This is a genomic window from Mycobacterium sp. DBP42 (assembly GCF_005924235.1).
In the GTDB taxonomy this organism is placed as follows: Bacteria; Actinomycetota; Actinomycetes; order Mycobacteriales; family Mycobacteriaceae; genus Mycobacterium; species Mycobacterium syngnathidarum.
Window position 1 is genome coordinate 469,712 of sequence record NZ_VCMY01000001.1, and the last position, 16,188, is coordinate 485,899.

15 protein-coding genes are annotated in these 16,188 nt (G+C 65.2%); 9 read left to right on the forward strand and 6 right to left on the reverse strand.

The genetic code is table 11. From position 1 onward, the window contains the following. Nucleotides 1-14: 14 nt before the first annotated feature. Nucleotides 15-920, forward strand: a complete 906-nt coding sequence (locus E0T84_RS02365; RefSeq protein ID WP_138743652.1) for an SDR family oxidoreductase — start codon at nucleotides 15-17, stop codon at nucleotides 918-920. An 85-nt stretch (nucleotides 921-1,005) separates the two neighbouring features. Here E0T84_RS02365 and E0T84_RS02370 read toward each other — a convergent pair whose 3' ends face one another. The 6 genes from E0T84_RS02370 to E0T84_RS02395 all read right to left on the reverse strand — a co-directional run bounded on the left by E0T84_RS02370 (nucleotide 1,006) and on the right by E0T84_RS02395 (nucleotide 7,851). Further along, complete coding sequence (locus tag E0T84_RS02370; protein ID WP_249383546.1) at nucleotides 1,006-2,370, reverse strand: histidine phosphatase family protein; 1,365 nt, start codon at nucleotides 2,368-2,370, stop codon at nucleotides 1,006-1,008. Nucleotides 2,371-2,519: 149 nt separating this feature from the next. Then, nucleotides 2,520-3,941: a histidine phosphatase family protein gene (locus tag E0T84_RS02375; RefSeq protein WP_138743653.1), complete on the reverse strand. Its 1,422-nt coding sequence runs from the start codon at nucleotides 3,939-3,941 to the stop codon at nucleotides 2,520-2,522. A 247-nt stretch (nucleotides 3,942-4,188) separates the two neighbouring features. Continuing rightward, nucleotides 4,189-5,637 carry a histidine phosphatase family protein gene (locus E0T84_RS02380; RefSeq protein WP_138743654.1) on the reverse strand — a complete coding sequence of 483 codons (1,449 nt, stop codon included), beginning with the start codon at nucleotides 5,635-5,637 and terminating at the stop codon, nucleotides 4,189-4,191. A gap of 199 nt (nucleotides 5,638-5,836) precedes the next feature. Beyond that, entirely contained in the window at nucleotides 5,837-6,316 is a 480-nt protein-coding gene (locus E0T84_RS02385) for a nitroreductase family deazaflavin-dependent oxidoreductase (protein WP_070187834.1), read from the reverse strand. A 9-nt stretch (nucleotides 6,317-6,325) separates the two neighbouring features. Continuing rightward, the gene (locus tag E0T84_RS02390) at nucleotides 6,326-6,700 is read right to left on the reverse strand and encodes a hypothetical protein (RefSeq protein ID WP_070187835.1); all 375 of its coding nucleotides are present in this window, start codon (nucleotides 6,698-6,700) and stop codon (nucleotides 6,326-6,328) included. Continuing rightward, nucleotides 6,700-7,851 (reverse strand): steroid 3-ketoacyl-CoA thiolase, encoded by a 1,152-nt coding sequence (locus E0T84_RS02395; protein WP_070187836.1) that lies wholly within the window; start codon nucleotides 7,849-7,851, stop codon nucleotides 6,700-6,702. The genes E0T84_RS02390 and E0T84_RS02395 overlap by 1 nt, the downstream gene beginning before the upstream one ends. Nucleotides 7,852-8,018: 167 nt before the next feature. Here E0T84_RS02395 and E0T84_RS02400 point away from each other — a divergent pair, with 167 nt between their 5' ends. The 8 genes from E0T84_RS02400 (at nucleotide 8,019) to E0T84_RS02435 (ending at nucleotide 16,042) form a co-directional block, all read left to right on the forward strand. Beyond that, nucleotides 8,019-9,287 (forward strand): cytochrome P450, encoded by a 1,269-nt coding sequence (locus E0T84_RS02400; RefSeq protein ID WP_070187837.1) that lies wholly within the window; start codon nucleotides 8,019-8,021, stop codon nucleotides 9,285-9,287. A 36-nt stretch (nucleotides 9,288-9,323) separates the two neighbouring features. After that, the gene (locus tag E0T84_RS02405) at nucleotides 9,324-10,328 is read left to right on the forward strand and encodes an acyl-CoA dehydrogenase family protein (RefSeq protein WP_138743655.1); all 1,005 of its coding nucleotides are present in this window, start codon (nucleotides 9,324-9,326) and stop codon (nucleotides 10,326-10,328) included. After that, nucleotides 10,328-11,491 carry an acyl-CoA dehydrogenase FadE29 gene (fadE29, locus tag E0T84_RS02410; protein WP_138743656.1) on the forward strand — a complete coding sequence of 388 codons (1,164 nt, stop codon included), beginning with the start codon at nucleotides 10,328-10,330 and terminating at the stop codon, nucleotides 11,489-11,491. The genes E0T84_RS02405 and fadE29 overlap by 1 nt, the downstream gene beginning before the upstream one ends. A 15-nt stretch (nucleotides 11,492-11,506) precedes the next feature. Next, nucleotides 11,507-12,478 (forward strand): bifunctional MaoC family dehydratase N-terminal/OB-fold nucleic acid binding domain-containing protein, encoded by a 972-nt coding sequence (locus E0T84_RS02415; protein WP_070187840.1) that lies wholly within the window; start codon nucleotides 11,507-11,509, stop codon nucleotides 12,476-12,478. Next, nucleotides 12,475-12,882, forward strand: coding sequence for a MaoC family dehydratase (locus tag E0T84_RS02420; RefSeq protein ID WP_171054858.1), 408 nt, complete (start codon nucleotides 12,475-12,477; stop codon nucleotides 12,880-12,882). The genes E0T84_RS02415 and E0T84_RS02420 overlap by 4 nt, the downstream gene beginning before the upstream one ends. Further along, a complete protein-coding gene (locus E0T84_RS02425) occupies nucleotides 12,882-14,039 on the forward strand; it encodes a lipid-transfer protein (RefSeq protein WP_138743658.1) in 1,158 nt (385 codons plus the stop codon). The genes E0T84_RS02420 and E0T84_RS02425 overlap by 1 nt, the downstream gene beginning before the upstream one ends. Before the next feature lie 75 nt (nucleotides 14,040-14,114). Beyond that, a complete protein-coding gene (locus E0T84_RS02430; RefSeq protein ID WP_138743659.1) occupies nucleotides 14,115-15,218 on the forward strand; it encodes a hypothetical protein in 1,104 nt (367 codons plus the stop codon). After that, entirely contained in the window at nucleotides 15,215-16,042 is an 828-nt protein-coding gene (locus E0T84_RS02435) for a hypothetical protein (RefSeq protein WP_165617845.1), read from the forward strand. Before E0T84_RS02430 ends, E0T84_RS02435 begins: the two co-directional genes overlap by 4 nt. Nucleotides 16,043-16,188: the final 146 nt, after the last annotated feature.

Genomic DNA, 16,188 nt, shown 5'->3' on the forward strand with positions numbered 1-16,188 from the left:
AAGGAGACATCACAATGGGATTGCTCGACGGCCGCGTGGTCATCGTGACGGGTGCCGGTGGCGGTATCGGGCGTGAGCACGCGCTCGCGTTCGCTGCCGAAGGAGCCCGCGTCGTGGTCAACGACATCGGGGTCGGCCTGGACGGTTCGCCGGCCGGCGGTGGCAGTGCCGCGCAGAATGTGGTCGACGAGATCATCGCCGCCGGTGGTGAGGCAGTCGCCAACGGCTCCAACGTCGCTGACTGGGCGCAGGCCGAGGCGTTGATCCAGAATGCCGTCGACGCGTTCGGCACCCTCGACGTGCTGGTCAACAACGCCGGCATCGTGCGTGACCGGATGTTCGCCAACGCCACCGAAGAAGAATTCGACGCCGTCACCGCCGTGCACCTCAAGGGCCATTTCGCCACGATGAAGCACGCCGCCGCTTACTGGCGGGCCAAGTCCAAGGCCGGTGAGACGGTTGATGCCCGCATCATCAACACCAGCTCCGGCGCCGGTCTGCAGGGCAGTGTCGGACAGGCCACGTACAGCGCTTCCAAGGCCGGCATTGCCGCGCTGACCCTGGTGGCCGCCGCCGAGATGGGTCGCTACGGCGTCACCGTCAACGGCATTGCCCCCTCGGCGCGCACGCGGATGACCGAGACCGTCTTCGCCGACATGATGGCCACTCAGGACCAGGCCTTTGACGCCATGGCGGCCGAGAACATCTCTCCGCTGGTGGTGTGGCTGGGCAGTGTCGAGTCAAAAGACGTGACCGGCAAGATGTTCGAGATCGAGGGCGGCAAGATCCGTATCGCCGAAGGCTGGGCTCACGGTCCCCAGATCGACAAGGGCGCCAAGTGGGAACCCGCCGAGCTCGGCCCGGTCGTCAAGGACCTCCTGGCCCAGGCCCGCCCCGCGGTTCCGGTCTACGGCGCCTAGTTTCTCCCGCGAGGTCTCTCCCGCGAGCAGACACCAAACTGGCCCCTTTTCACGCGAAAAGGGGCCAGTTTTGTGTCTGCTCGGGTTAGGCGGCGTCCTTCTCGCTCGGCTTGGGTGTGGCCTTCTTGACCGCATCCTTGATGTTGCGCACCGAGGACGAGATCTGATCGCGGGTGTCCTCGACGGCTGCCCGCACGCGCTCGCGGGAATCGGTCACGGACTTCTTGAGGCCGGGGACCGCCTTGTTTCCGTCGCTGAGATCCGTTGCACCAGAGCGGGTATTGAGCTTGGGCTGCAATTTGGTCACCGTCGGCTTAGCGTCAGATGCTGGCCGGGTGTCGGTTGCCGTGCCCTGCGCAACCTTTACAGGCTTTGCATCCTCGGCGGGCTCGGTCACGCCGGCGGTGTTGTCCAGGGCCGTCTTCACGCTCTCGACAGTCCCGACACGTTGGACGCTCTCGATGCCCGATGTCACCGCGTCGCGGGACTCGTTCTCGTTCTTCGGGATTGCCTTGCTGACCCGGTCGATGATCTCGGCGCCGATCGCCCGGTTGAATTTGGTCACCGAGAAGCTCGCGTCGGCGATGCTCCGATTGATCGCCGTGGCGATGGTGCCCGGATCCCGTGTGGCGAAGGCATCTGCCACCTGCGAAGCCGCGGCATTGAGCTGCCTGGACAGCGTCCGCACCTGGCGCAGGGCCTCGACCCGGAAGGGTGTCTCTGGCCCCACCTCGGTGCCGTTCCAGTTGACGACGCGCCAGCCGTCCTCGGGGTTGCCTTCGACCACCACGTAGCCGGTATTTCGCAGCGGGTTGGTCATCAGCCACATCGGGTCTGCATTTTCTGCATTCAGGAAAACCCAGAACATGATGGCGCCGCCGTGCGAGAATGCCGCGACATTCCGGTCTCCGTTGTCGTACATCGTCTGGATTGCACCATCCATGCGGGCATCGAATTCTCGGCCGTTGATGGAGCCGGGAATCCGGGCGTCCAGGTCGCCCTGCAGCCATTTCAGCGGCGCCTGCAGATATCCGTTGATGGCGTCCGATTCGGGGGTGCCTTCGTAAATTCCCGCCTCGATTTCCTGAAGGCCGGGAATGACCTGGATCGGAAGTCCTAGATACTCGGCCATCGGCGCGGCAGTGAGTTGGGTCCGGACCATCGTCGAAGCGTAGATCGCGTCGTAATTGTTGTCGCCCAGCACCTTTACAATGTCTCGGGCCTGTTGACGACCTTTTTCGGTGAGTACGGGGCCGGGCACCGAGGAGTCGGCGACGTTGGCCGCGTTGGCGGTCGATTCGCCGTGGCGGATGAACGTGATGCGCATGACTTCCGCGGCGTGGGCGACCGGAATGGCCAAGAGGAATGCCAGGAAAAGCATTCCTATGCCAGCAATCGTCGCTCGGATGCCCGAGCGTCTGAAATCACTCATTTTGCTGCGTTTCTCCAATCGTTGTGTACAGGTGGAGCGAAATGAGCGTACGGCCGAAACGCAATGCATTGAGCAGATGTCTCGATGTTTGGGACGCGTTATTGATGCGAAGGAAAAGGTGCCCCAGACCGGCTGGTCTGGGGCACCTTTGGGATAATTCCGACCGGTTAGGCGGCGTCCTTGTTTTTGGCGGTGTCGTTGTCCGCACCATGGCTGTTGGCGGCGGCCTTTTTGGTCTGTCCGGTCGCCTTCTTGACGGTATCGCCGAACTTCTTCAGCGACGACGACACCTGATCGGCGGCGTCCTTGACGGCGGTCTGAACCTTCTCGCCGCTATGGCTGAGCGACTTCGTCACGCCCGGAAGCGCCTTGTTGCCGTCGGACAGGTCGGTAGCGCCGCGGGGCTTGACGATGCTGTCGACGGCAGTCTTGAGCTTCGACTTCGCACCGCTGTCGGCCACCGTCTTGTCGGCCAGTTTGGTTGTGACCGAGGACGACTCCGGGGTGGAGGCGGCCTTCTGCTCGATGCTCTCCTTGCTCACGTCCACCGCGGCCTTGATGTTCTCCACTTCGGTGGACACCTTCTCCTGCAGGTCCTCGGTGCTGGTCGGGACCGCCTTGGTGGTCCGCTTGATGATCTCGGCATTCACCGCCCGGCTGAACTTGGTGATGGAGAAAGACGCGTCGGCCACGCTGCGGTTGATCGCCGTCGCAATGGTCACGAAGTCGCCGGTCTTGAAGGCCTCCTTGACCTGATCGGCGGCGGCGGCCAGTTGACGGGACAACGTCCGGAACTGGAGTTTCACCTCGTGCTCGAAGGTCGGTTCAGGGCTGAACTGCTTGCCGTTCCAGTTCACCAGGGTCCAACCGTCCTCGTTGTTGCCCTCGATGACGACGTAATCGGTGTTGTGCAGCTGTGCTGTCTGCAGTAGTTGGAGCTTTTCCATCACGGTGAGGTTGTTGACGTTCATCAACGTCCAGAACATGATGGTCCCGCCGTGCGAGAACACCACGGCGTTGCGGTCACCGTTGTCGTACATGGTCTGCAGCGCGCCCCTGACCCGTTCGTCGAAGACGTAGCCGTTGAGGTTGGTGCCTGGCATGTTCGTGCTCTTGTCGAACGGGATCTGCGGGATGGCGCCCGGCAGCGCCCACGCGATCGGATACAGCCCGTACCCGCTGGCAGCATTCGCCTCCGGCGTGCCCTCGAAGACACCGGCCTCGATCTCCTGGAGGCCGGGCAGCACCTGAATCGGGAGGCCCAGGCGCTGCGACATCGGTGCGGCGGTCAACTGAGTGCGCACCATCGTCGAGGCATAGATTGCGTCATAGTTGTTGTCACCGAGTTTGTCGGCGACGGCCTGGGCCTGCTGTTGGCCCAGGGGCGTGAGCACCGGCCCCGGGGTCGTGGTGTCGATCAGGCCCGAGGCGTTGCCCTCCGACTGTGCGTGACGCACAAACGTCACCCGCATGACCTCGGCGGCATGGGCGACGGGCATCGCCAGGAAGAATGCGAGGAAGGCCAGGGCGACACCCCCTAGGAGACTTCGATAGCGTGACGCCGGCGCGTCACCTCTGCGGCGGTTCATATGCTTCCTCCATTGCGGCTGTACCGATTTCACGTGACCTGCCGGTGACAGTTCGCTGGCCGGCCAGATCAATTGTCTGACCACTCGCTGTGGGATTGAGCAGTTATCCCGTTGTGCGGGAAGAAAGTTGACAGAAACCGTGATTCTGCTACCGGCCTGTTGAGGGACGGCAGGTACGGCTCAATCCCCCTCCTCGCACGAGGAGGGGGACCGACCCGGTTGGTATTACCTTGTCCTGCTGCTTATTTCACGCGGCGTCTTTGGCCTTTGACTTGCCCGCCTTGTTGTCCGACTTGGCGGCCTTGCTGTCCTTATCTGCACCGGTGAGTTTCTTGACGGTCTCGCGAGCCTGCTTGGCCGAGGATTCGATCCCACTGCGCACATCGTCGGCGGCACGGTTGACCCGTTCGCGAACCGCGGAGGCAGCCTTACCCGGCTCCGCCTTGTTGCCGTCGGTCAGCTTGGTGGCACCGTTGACGGTGCGAGCGTTGGCGATCTTGGCCTGTACCGGCTCGCTCACCTTCTCGACTGTCGACGCGGCATCCTCGGTGACCTTTTCAACGGAGGTCTTGGCATCTTCGGTTGCGGTCTTGGCGTTTTCGGCGAGATCGCCCGTTGCCGGGGTAGCGCTGTCGGCGGCGGCGTTGAGGGTGCTGACCTTGGACACCTGCGATGACCGCTGGTCCAGTGAACCCGGGATGCCGGTGATGGCGTTGACAGTGTCGGTCACCGAGTCCGTCACGAACTTGACCCCGGCCTGTGCCACGTTCTGGAGGCCCTGCGCCCCGGTGGTGACGATGGCCTCCGGATCCATGGAGAGGACCGGCAGGCGCATGTCGTAGACCGCCTTCTGCGGCGCCACGATGAGATCACGGACGTTGACGAACATCTGGGTGGGGTAGTCGGCGGGACCGACTTCTTGGCCGGCCCATTCCTTGAGGGTCCAGCTACCGTCGTCATTCTTCTCTACGACGACCGTGTCGGTGTTGTTCAACGGATGCTGCACGATCAACAACAGGTTCGGGTTGTCGACGTTCATCATCGTCCACATCATGATCGTGGCGCCGTGCGAGAACACCGCGGCGTCGAGATCGCCGTCGCCGTTGGTGTCTTCGGTGTCCGACTCGACCTGGGCGAGGGCATTTGTCACACGCTCGTTGAACTCGAGGCCGTTCTCGCCGCCGGGGATCGGGACGAACTGCAGGCCCATGGTCCAGGCCAACGGGGCGAGGATGTAGCCGATGCGGCCGATGCCTTCGCCTTCGGGCAGGCCTTCGAAGATGCCGGCGCTGATCTCCTGCACACCGGAGTTCTGCTGCGGATTGTCCGGGTCGTAGGCGCCCAGCACCGTGACCGGCAACCCGCTCTTGGTGGCGAACGGTGCGGCGGTCTCCTGGGTGCGGATCATGGTCGAGGCGTAGAGCGCGTCGAACGCGTCGGCCGACTGCGCATCGGCCCAGGCCTGCGCCTGCTGCACGCCGGTCGCGCCACCGTTCTGGTTCACGTCGTCGTTGGTCAGGTGCGGCCCGGGAGTGCTGGTGTCGATGTACCCCGAGGCGTTGCCCTGCGACTCGGCGTGCCGGATGAACGTCACGGTCAGCGCGGAGGCGGGCAGGGTCGCAGCGGCGAACAGTGAGCACGCAGTCAACGTGGTCGCGGCGGCACCGGCAGCCCGGCGGCGGTTGGGTCGTTGCATAGGGTCTCCATCGGTTCACGAAAATGTGGGCTGCCGCTCACTTGCTGTTCACTGTGTGCGGGCTCACAGAACATAATCAAAGAATTGTTCACCCGTCAATTCAGCTACCCAGAGTTGCGTAATTGGCCAGCTCCCGGTCACCCGGTAACGCAAGGCGCCCCCGACCGCACGGTCGGGGGCGCCTTGGGTGAACGTCAGGTCAGGCGGGGTCGCAGATCACGATCGGGATCTTGCGATCGGTGTAGGAACGGTAGTTCGCGAAGTCGGCATACATGGCGTCCAGCTTGGGCCAGTACGCGTCGCGCTCGGCGTCGGTGGCGTCACGCGCGATGAGGTCCAGGGTCTCGCGTTTGGTCTGGAACTTCACCCGGGGATTGGCCGCCAGATTCAGGTACCACATCGGGTTGGTGGCCCGGCCGCCCTGCGAAGCGACCAGCACGATCCGCTTGCCTTCCTGCAGAAAGAGCAACGGACTGTCCCGTTCCTCGCCCGACTTACGGCCGATCGTGGTCAAGATGCCCACTTCGGCGCCACGCAGGAACTTGTCGCCGAACCGCCCGCCGGTCTTCTTGAAGATCCAGGTCTGAGCGCGCGACATCCACTTGATGGCGGTACCGGTCGATTTCGCGTTGAGGCGTTCGACCTGTTTGGGGCTGAGCGGGCGAGGGGTGTTGGCCATGCGGGGACCTTAGCGGCTGATGAATGGGGTGAGGGAGGCGCGGATGTGGTGGATCTTTCCGTCGGACGCGGGGATCAGGAACGTCTCGTCGACGTGTGAGCACACCCGCCGGCCGAACAGGCGCGGCTTCGTGAGTACGTCGAAACGAGCGCGAATCTGGTCTCCGTCGACGCTGAACTCCGGCGTCGTCGTCTTCTCGATCAACTTGAACTGCGGGCCGTTGTTGAGGCTGCGGCGCAGATGATCTCCGGAACGGCCGGTCTTCAACCCCATCTCGATGCGGATGCAGTCCGGTGTGAACGGCACCGCATCCGCCTGATGGCTCACCAATGCATCGATGTAGGCCTGGGCCGCTGCGATGCGCTCGGCGTCACTGAACGTCATCAGATCCGCTCGATGATGGTGCCGGTGGACAGCGCGCCACCGGCGCACATGGTGATCAGCGCCGTGCTCTTGCCGGTTCGCTCCAGCTCGTGCAGCGCGGTGGTGATCAACCGGGAGCCGGTCGATCCGACCGGGTGACCGAGGGCGATGGCGCCACCGTTGACGTTGACTTTGTCCATATCGGCACCGTGCACCTGGGCCCACGACAATACGACCGAGGCGAATGCCTCGTTGATCTCGACGAGGTCGATGTCGCCCAGCTTCATGCCGGCCTTCTCGAGGACCTTCGCCGTGGACTGCACCGGTCCGTCCAGGTGGTAGTAGGTCTCGGCGCCGACGTTGGCCTGGGCGATGATCCGCGCACGCGGCTTGAGGCCGAGAGCTTTTGCCTTGTCCTCGTCCATCCACAGCACCGCGGCGGCGCCGTCAGAGATCTGCGACGACGTACCCGCGGTGTGGATACCGCCCTCCATCACGGGCTTCAGCCCGGCCAGGCCCTCGGCGGTGGTGTCGCGCAGGCCCTGGTCGCGGCTGACCGTGTTGAGTTCGGCCGTCGGCTGCTTGTTCTCGTCGATGACCGGCGCCTCGATCGGGGAGATCTCCCGGTCGAAACGCCCCTCGGCCCAGGCCTGCTTGGCGCGGTTCTGCGATGCCAGTCCCAGGGCGTCCACGTCGGCGCGGGTGATTCCGCGGCGCTTGGCGATCCGCTCGGCGGCCTCGAACTGGTTGGGCAGGTCGATGTCCCACGACGCGGCACGGGCACCGCCGCCGTTGGCGCCAAGACCGACCCGGCTCATCGCCTCGATGCCGCAGGCGATACCGATGTCGATGGCGCCGGTGGCGATCAGGCCCGCGATCAGGTGATTGGCCTGCTGCGCGCTGCCACACTGGCAGTCGACGGTGGTGGCACCGACGTGCTCGGGCAGCCCGGCGACCAGCCAGGACTGTCGGGTGACGTTGTTGCCCTGCTCGCCGTACTGCGTGACGCAGCCGCCGATGAGCTGCTCGACGCTGCCGGCATCAATGCCGGCCTTCTCGATGAGGGCCTTCTGGACGGCTCCCAGGAGCTCGGTGGCGTGCAGGCCGGACAACCAGCCGTTGCGCTTGCCGATGGGGCTGCGGGTGGCTTCGACGATGACAGGGTTACCCATGGAGCCAGGCTAGAACACGTTTCATTACTCTGACAAGCGCGGATGCATCACTACCTTTGATCTGCGGTCAAGGCGTGTTTCAATGGTCTCAATTGGTACTAGACCACGTTGTTTCAAGCATTGCTGGCTACGCGCACGGCTTGCTACAGACACTAGGAGTAAGACACATGGGCTGCCCCAACATCCCCAAGGATTTCGACTTCCTCGATTCCGAGCGCAACCTCCAGGGCCTGCCGATCAAGGAGCTCGCCGAGCTCCGCAAGGCCGAACCGGTTCGCTGGGTCGACGTACCCGGCGGCACCGGAGGTTTCGGCGACAAGGGGTACTGGTTGGTCACCCGACATGAGGACGTCAAGGACGTGTCGCTGCGCAGCGACGTGTTCTCCAGCGCGATGAACGGCGCGATCCCGGTTTGGCCGCAAGAGATGACCCGTGAGGCCGTCGACCTGCAGCGCGCCGTGCTGCTGAACATGGACGCCCCGCACCACACCCGGCTGCGCAAGATCATCTCCCGCGGATTCACCCCCCGCGCGCTCTCGCGCCTCGAGGAGGAGCTCAACAACCGCGCGCAGGCCATCGCCAAGAACGCCGCGGCATCGAACACCGGTGACTTCGTCGAGCAGGTCTCCTGCGAACTCCCGCTGCAGGCCATCGCCGAGCTGCTCGGTGTGCCCCAGGACGACCGCGACAAGCTGTTCCGCTGGTCCAACGAGATGACCGCAGGCGACGACCCCGAGTACGCCGACGTCGATCCGGCCATGTCCTCGTTCGAGGTCATCACCTACGCCATGAAGATGGCCGAAGAGCGCGGCAAGAACCCGACCGACGACATCGTCACCAAGCTGATCCAGGCCGACATCGACGGCGAGAAGCTGTCCGACGACGAGTTCGGCTTCTTCGTGATCATGCTGGCGGTGGCGGGCAACGAGACCAGCCGCAACTCGATCACGCACGGCATGATCGCCTTCTCGCAGAACCCCGACCAGTGGGAGCTGTTCAAGAAGGAACGTCCCAAGACCGCCGTCGACGAGATCATCCGGTGGGCCACCCCGGTGTCGGCCTTCCAGCGCACCGCCAGCGAGGACACCGAGATCTCGGGCGTCAAGATCAAGGCCGGCGAGCGTGTGGTGATGTCCTACCGTTCGGCCAACTTCGACGAGACGGTGTTCGAAGACCCATTCACGTTCAACATCCTGCGCGACCCGAACCCGCACGTCGGCTTCGGCGGCACCGGGGCGCACTACTGCATCGGCGCCAACCTGGCCCGCCTGACGATCAACCTGATCTTCAACGCCGTCGCCGATCACATGCCCGACCTCAAGCCGATCGGGGACCCCGAGCGGCTGAAGTCCGGATGGCTCAATGGTATTAAGCATTGGCCGGTGGATTACACGGGCGCCTGCCCCGTCGCCGGCGAGCCGGCAAAGCAGGCCTGAGCTCACTGACCTACCCACGGATCAAGGAGGATTCGGGTGGATTTCACACCGAACCCAGAACAGCAGGCCGTCGCCGATGTGGTGACCTCTGTTCTGGAACGCGACAACACCTGGGATGCACTGGTTTCCGGTGGGGTTGCGGCGCTGGGAGTGCCGGAACGACTCGGCGGTGACGGCCTCGGTCTGCCCGAGCTGTCGACGGCGCTGACCGAGATCGCCCGCCACGGCACCACCGGTCCGGCGCTGGCCACCGTGGGTCTGGGTCTGGTGTCGCTGCTCGACCTGGCTTCCGACGCCCAGCAGGACCGGTACCTCGCGGGTGTCGCGACGGGCGCGGTGCTCTCGGCGGCGCTCAACGAGCCCGGGCAGTCACTGCCGGAGCGGCCCGCCGTGAACTTCGCCGACGGCAAGCTCAACGGCACCAAGATCGGTGTGCCGTACGCGGAGACGGCCAAGTGGCTGGTCGTCACCACCGACAACGCGGTGGTGGTGGTCTCCCCGGCGGTTGACGGTGTCACGGTCACCAAGACCCCGACCTCCAACGGTTCCGACGAGTACGTGGTCACGTTCGCCGATGTCGCAGTCGACGCCGCGGACGTGCTCGACGGCGCGAGCGCGCACCGCGTCAACCAGCTGGCACTGGCTGTCACCGGGGCGTTCGCCGCCGGCTTGGTGGCCGGCGCACTGCGGCTGACCGCCGACTACGTCGCCACCCGTGAGCAGTTCGGCCGGCCGCTGTCGACGTTCCAGACCGTCGCGGCACAGCTGTCCGAGGTCTACATCGCCTCGCGGACAATCGATCTGCTGTCCACCTCGGCGCTGTGGCGGCTGTCCGAGGGCCTTGACGCCGACGAGGATCTGAACATCCTGGGCTATTGGCTCACCTCGCAGGCCGCGCCGGCCATGCGGCTCTGCCATCACCTGCACGGCGGTATGGGTATGGACATCACCTACCCCATGGACCGCTACTACTCCTCGATCAAGGATCTGACCCGGCTGTTGGGCGGTCCGTCGCATCGCCTCGATTTGGTGGGAGCGTAATGTTCATCGACCTGACGCCCGAGCAGCGCGCGCTGCAAGCCGAACTGCGGGAATACTTCTCGACTCTCATCACGCCCGAAGAGGCTGCGGCGATGGAGTCCGACCGGCACAACGAGGCCTACCGTGCGGTGATCAAGCGCATGGGCAGCGACGGCAAGCTCGGTGTCGGCTGGCCCAAGGAGTACGGCGGCCTGGGCTTCGGCCCCGTCGAGCAGCAGATCTTCATCAACGAGGCCAACCGCGCCGACATCCCGCTGCCGATGGTCACGTTGCAGACCGTGGGCCCGACCCTGCAGGCGCTGGGCACCGAGGCGCAGAAGAAGAAGTTCCTGCCCGGAATCCTCTCCGGTGACGTGCATTTCGCCATCGGCTACTCCGAGCCTGATGCCGGCACCGACCTGGCGTCGCTGCGCACCACTGCTGTCCGGCACGGTGACGAGTACATCGTGAACGGCCAGAAGATGTGGACCACCGGCGCCCACGACGCCGACTACATCTGGCTGGCCTGCCGCACCGATCCGACCGCGGCCAAGCACAAGGGCATCTCGATCCTGATCGTCGACACCAAGGATCCCGGCTACTCGTGGACGCCGATCATCCTGTCCGACGGGGCCCACCACACCAACGCGTCGTACTACAACGACGTGCACGTGCCCGCCGACATGCTCGTCGGCGAGGAGAATGGCGGCTGGAAGCTCATCACCACCCAGCTCAACCACGAGCGGGTCGGCCTGGGCCCGGCTGGTCGCGTCGCGGGTATCTATGACCAGGTGCATGCCTGGGCATCCAAGCCGGGCTCCGACGGCGTCACGCCGATCGAGCAGGACGACGTGAAACGCCTTCTGGGGCAGATCAAGTCGATCTGGCGGATCAACGAGTTGCTCAACTGGCAGGTCGCGGCATCCGGTGAGACCATCGCCGTGGCCGACGCGGCTGCCACCAAGGTGTTCTCCACCGAGCGCATCCAGGAAGTCAGCCGGTTGGCCGAGGAGATCGTCGGCAAGTACGGCAACCCCGCCGACCCCGAGACCGCCGAACTGCTGGTCTGGCTGGACAAGGTGGCCAAGCGCAACCTGGTCATCACCTTCGGTGGCGGTGTCAACGAGGTCATGCGCGAGATGATCGCGGCGTCGGGCCTGCGGGTGCCGAGGGTTCCGCGGTAACAGCGAGGGATTGAGGTGAGCGTGAATCTGCAGGCCGGTATCGACCAGATCATCGCGTCCGGGACGAGTAAACCGACGGTGGCTCGGGATCCGGTGAATCAGCCCATGATTCACCACTGGGTCGACGCGATCGGAGACACCAACCCGATCTACGTCGACGCGGAAGCCGCCAAGGCTGCCGGACATCCCGGCATCGTGGCACCCCCGGCGATGATTCAGGTCTGGACCATGATGGGCCTGGGGCGCACCCGGTCTGACGATGATCCGCTGGGCAGGGCGATGAAGATGTTCGACGATGCCGGGTATGTCGGTGTCGTCGCGACCAACTGCGACCAGACCTATCACCGCTACCTGGAACCCGGCGAGCAGGTGGTGATGAGCGCCGAGATCGTCGGCATCGTCGGCCCCAAGCAGACCGCACTGGGTGAGGGCTACTTCATCAATCAGAAGATCCGCTGGCATGTCGGTGACGAGGAAGTTGCCGACATGGACTGGCGGATCATGAAGTTCCTGCCTGCTGGTAAGCAGGAGGCCTCGGATGCCGCCGAAACCTATGAGATCCCAGAGGATCTCGACCCGGACAAGCTGATGCGGCCATCCTCGTCGCGGGATACCAAATTTTTCTGGGACGGCGTCAACGCACACGAACTACGTATCCAGAAGCGGCCCGACGGCTCGCTGCAGCACCCGCCGGTGCCCGCGGTGTGGCAGGACAAAGAGGCCCCCGTCGACTATGTGGTGGCCTCGGGCAAGGGCACGGTATTCAGCTACGTCGTGCATCACGCCCCCAAGGTGCCGGGCCGCAGCCTGCCCTTCGTGATCGCTCTCGTCGAACTCGAGGAGGGCGTCCGGATGCTGGGCGAGCTGCGCGGGATCGCCGCCGATCAGGTGAAGATCGGAATGCCGGTCACCGCAACCTATATCGACTTCCCGGACAGTGAGATCAGCCCGGCCTGGACGTTGTACGCATGGGAGCCACAAGCATGAGCCTGACTGTCTCCGACGTTCGAGTCGGCACCGCACTCCCCGAACTCAAGATCTACGGCGACCCGACGTTCATCGTGTCCACCGCCATCGCGACGCGGGACTACCAGGATGTGCACCACGACCGGGACAAGGCGCAGGCCAAAGGTTCCAAGGACATCTTCGTCAACATCCTGACCGACACCGGGTTGGTCGGTCGGTACGTGACGGACTGGGCAGGTCCGGCCGCGGTCGTCAAGTCGATCAAGCTGCGCCTCGGCGTGCCCTGGTACGCCTACGACACCATCACCTTCACCGGCGAGGTCACCGCGATCGAGGGCGATCTGGTGACACTGAAAGTGGTGGGCAGCAACAGTCTTGGCAACCACGTCATCGCCACGTCCACACTCACTTTGGGGGACAACTGATGCTCTCCGGCAAGGCAGCCATCGCCGGTATCGGCGCCACCGACTTCTCCAAGAACTCCGGCCGCAGTGAGTTGCGCCTGGCCGCCGAGGCCGTGCTCGACGCACTCGACGACGCCGGGCTGAAGCCGTCCGACGTCGAAGGCTTGGTGACGTTCACGATGGACTCCAACCTGGAGACCGCCGTGGCCCGCTCCACCGGCATCGGGGACCTGAAGTTCTTCAGTCAGATCGGCTACGGCGGCGGTGCCGCGGCCGCAACCGTTCAGCAGGCCGCCCTCGCCGTCGCCACCGGTGTCGCGGAAGTCGTTGTGGCGTACCGGGCATTCAATGAGCGCTCGGAGTTCCGGTTCGGCCAGGTGATGACCGGGCTGACCGTCAACGCCGACTCGCGCGGCGTGGAGTACAGCTGGTCCTACCCACACGGCCTGAGCACCCCGGCCGCTTCGGTGGCCATGATCGCCCAGCGCTACATGCACGAATATGGCGCCACCAGTGCGGATTTCGGTGCCGTGTCGGTGGCCGACCGCAAGCACGCCGCGAACAACCCGAAGGCGTTCTTCTACGGCAAGCCGATCACCATCGAGGATCATCAGAACTCCCGGTGGATCGCCGAACCGCTGCGACTGCTGGATTGCTGCCAGGAGAGCGACGGCGGCGTGGCCATCGTCGTCACCACGCCGGAGCGGGCCAAGGATCTCAAGCACCGGCCGGCGACCATCGAGGCCGCCGCCCAAGGCGCAGGCACCGACCAGTTCACCATGTACTCGTACTACCGTGACGAGCTCGGGCTGCCCGAGATGGGCCTGGTCGGCCGTCAGCTCTGGGAGCAGAGCGGCCTGTCACCCGACGACATCCAGACCGCGATCCTCTACGACCACTTCACGCCGTACACGCTGCTCCAGCTCGAGGAGCTGGGCTTCTGCGGCAAGGGCGAAGCCAAGGATTTCATCGCCGGCGGTGCCATCGAGCTCGGTGGCCGGCTGCCGATCAACACCCACGGCGGTCAGCTGGGTGAGGCCTACATCCACGGCATGAACGGCATCGCCGAGGGGGTGCGCCAGTTGCGGGGGACCTCGGTCAACCAGGTCGAGGGCGTCGAGCATGTGCTGGTCACCGCGGGAACCGGCGTTCCTACCTCCGGATTGATCCTCGGATAAAGGTGCATCGACACCCCCTATCGGCACGGTAATGTTTGCTCCGGATGTGCATCACGCGTAGAAGGGGGCCGTGGCATGGGAGTGCCGCGCGACAGCAGCCCGTACGGGTCGCAGACGTTGCAGGGACCGGCTTGGCCGAACATCGACGAGGACCAGCTGACCTCGGCTGCCGCGTCCTATACGAAGACCGGGACCAAGATCAGCGGCTCCGTCGTTCCTGAACAGACAAGCCAACTGTCCAAGTTGGGGGAGGGCTGGACGGGCACCGGCTCGGTGGCGGCATCGGGTGAGGCGACCACGATGATCGCCGGCCACGAGGCCAACGGCTTGCAGGCGACGGCCATCGGCACCGCCCTGATGAAGATGGCGGCGTCGGTGGCGCAGACCAAGACCGCACTGAACGTGGCCGCGCAGGAAGTGCAGGCCGAGGTCGAAGCGCTGCAGAAGATGCCGTTCGGCAATATGCAGGCACTCATCGAGAGCCGGATCAAGGCGGGTTTGGCGCAGAACACCGCGACGGTGTCGGCCGCCTCCGTCGAAATGGCGGACAGTCTCAGCACGGTGGCCAACCTCCCTCAGGTCGGCACCCCGCCGACGGCGCAGGCGCAGCAGGCGGCCCAGAAGGGCGCCGACTCGATGATGCAGCTGATCAGTCAGCTGCCCCAGATGCTGGGCCAGATTCCGCAGATGGCCAGCCAGATTCCCCAGCAGCTCTCCCAACCCCTGCAGCAGTTGACCCAGCCCCTGCAGCAGCTGACCCAGATGCTGGGCTCGGGCGGCAAGGGCACCGGCGGCGGGCCCAGTCCGTTCTCGGCATTCTCGAACCACCCACTGGCCGGCGGATCCGGGCCGAGCAGCGGTGCCGGCATGGTCAAGGCGGCGGGTTTGCCCGGTGGTTCGGGTGGCGGTAGCCCCCAGACCCCGCTGTTGTCGAAGCTTGTCGGCGGTGGCGGGACCGCACCGGTCTCCGTCGACCCAGGCGCGAGTGCCGCTGTGGTCGGCGGCGTCGCTCCGGTGGCTGCCGCCAACGCGGCGGGCGGCGGCATGGGTGGCGGTATGGGCATGATGGGCGGCGGCCAGCGTGCCGGAGGTGGCGGCGGGACTACCACCGGGCTGGCCGTCCCGGCCCCGCTGGACCACGACACGGGCGACGGTGATGATGACTATGACGATTGGTGATCCATCTCGACGAGCAGGAGGTAACAACGGTGTCTGAACTCGGGATGAAGGTTCCACTCACCTGGAACGCCGCGGCGCCGGAACTGCCGGAGATGCCGTCGATCCAGGCCGGTGAGGACGCCATGAGCATGACCATCGCCGGCATCGTGCCGGCCCTGGCGGCATCATTGACCACGAACGTGACGGCCTTGTCGGCCAAGGAAAACATGTTCAACGCCAAGCTTTCTGACGCTCAGGGCGCCTACGAGAAGGCCGACGAATCCGGTGGGCAGGGCGTTGGCCAGATGGGCCAGATGATGGGCCAGCTGGGGCAGATGGGCCAGATGGCCAGTGCGCCAGCACAGATGGCGGGCCAGATGGGCGGTCAGTTCGGCTCGCTCATGGAGCCGTTGATGAAGGCCATGGAGGGCGCCAAGGGCGGTGGGGAGAACGGCGGAGCGCCTGGTGCCGGCCAGCCCGGCGGTCCGGGCGGTCCCGGCGGGCCGAACCCGCAACAGCAGCAGGAAGAGCGCGAGGCCAAGCTCGACGAGCGGGACAAGCAGCAGGACGATCGGGAGACAGCACAAAACGATCGCGACGCCGCACAGGATCGGCGCGAAGCAGGCCTGGACGCCCGCGAGAGTCAGATGAGCGACCGCTCCGGTGGGGCGGCGTCGTCGGCTCCGCATTCGGCGCCCCCGGCCACACATTCGGCCCCGCCTGCCGCGTCGGCGCCACCGGCTGCCGCCGGGCCCAGTCCGAGCCAGCCGGCTCCCGGTCCCATTCCGGTCGCTCCCGAGACCCCGCGTCATTCCGGCGGGGACGATCTCTGGAAGCGGATGTAGCTCTGCGTTCGCGTCGCGTCCCCGTTTGCGCAGCACCTGTCGCGTCGCGTCGCGTCCCCATTTGTCACGCTGGGGTGGCTCTCGACTCCGACAGTCACCCCAGCGTGGCAATGGAAGAGTTCGGCTCTCCCGAGACGCCCGCTGAG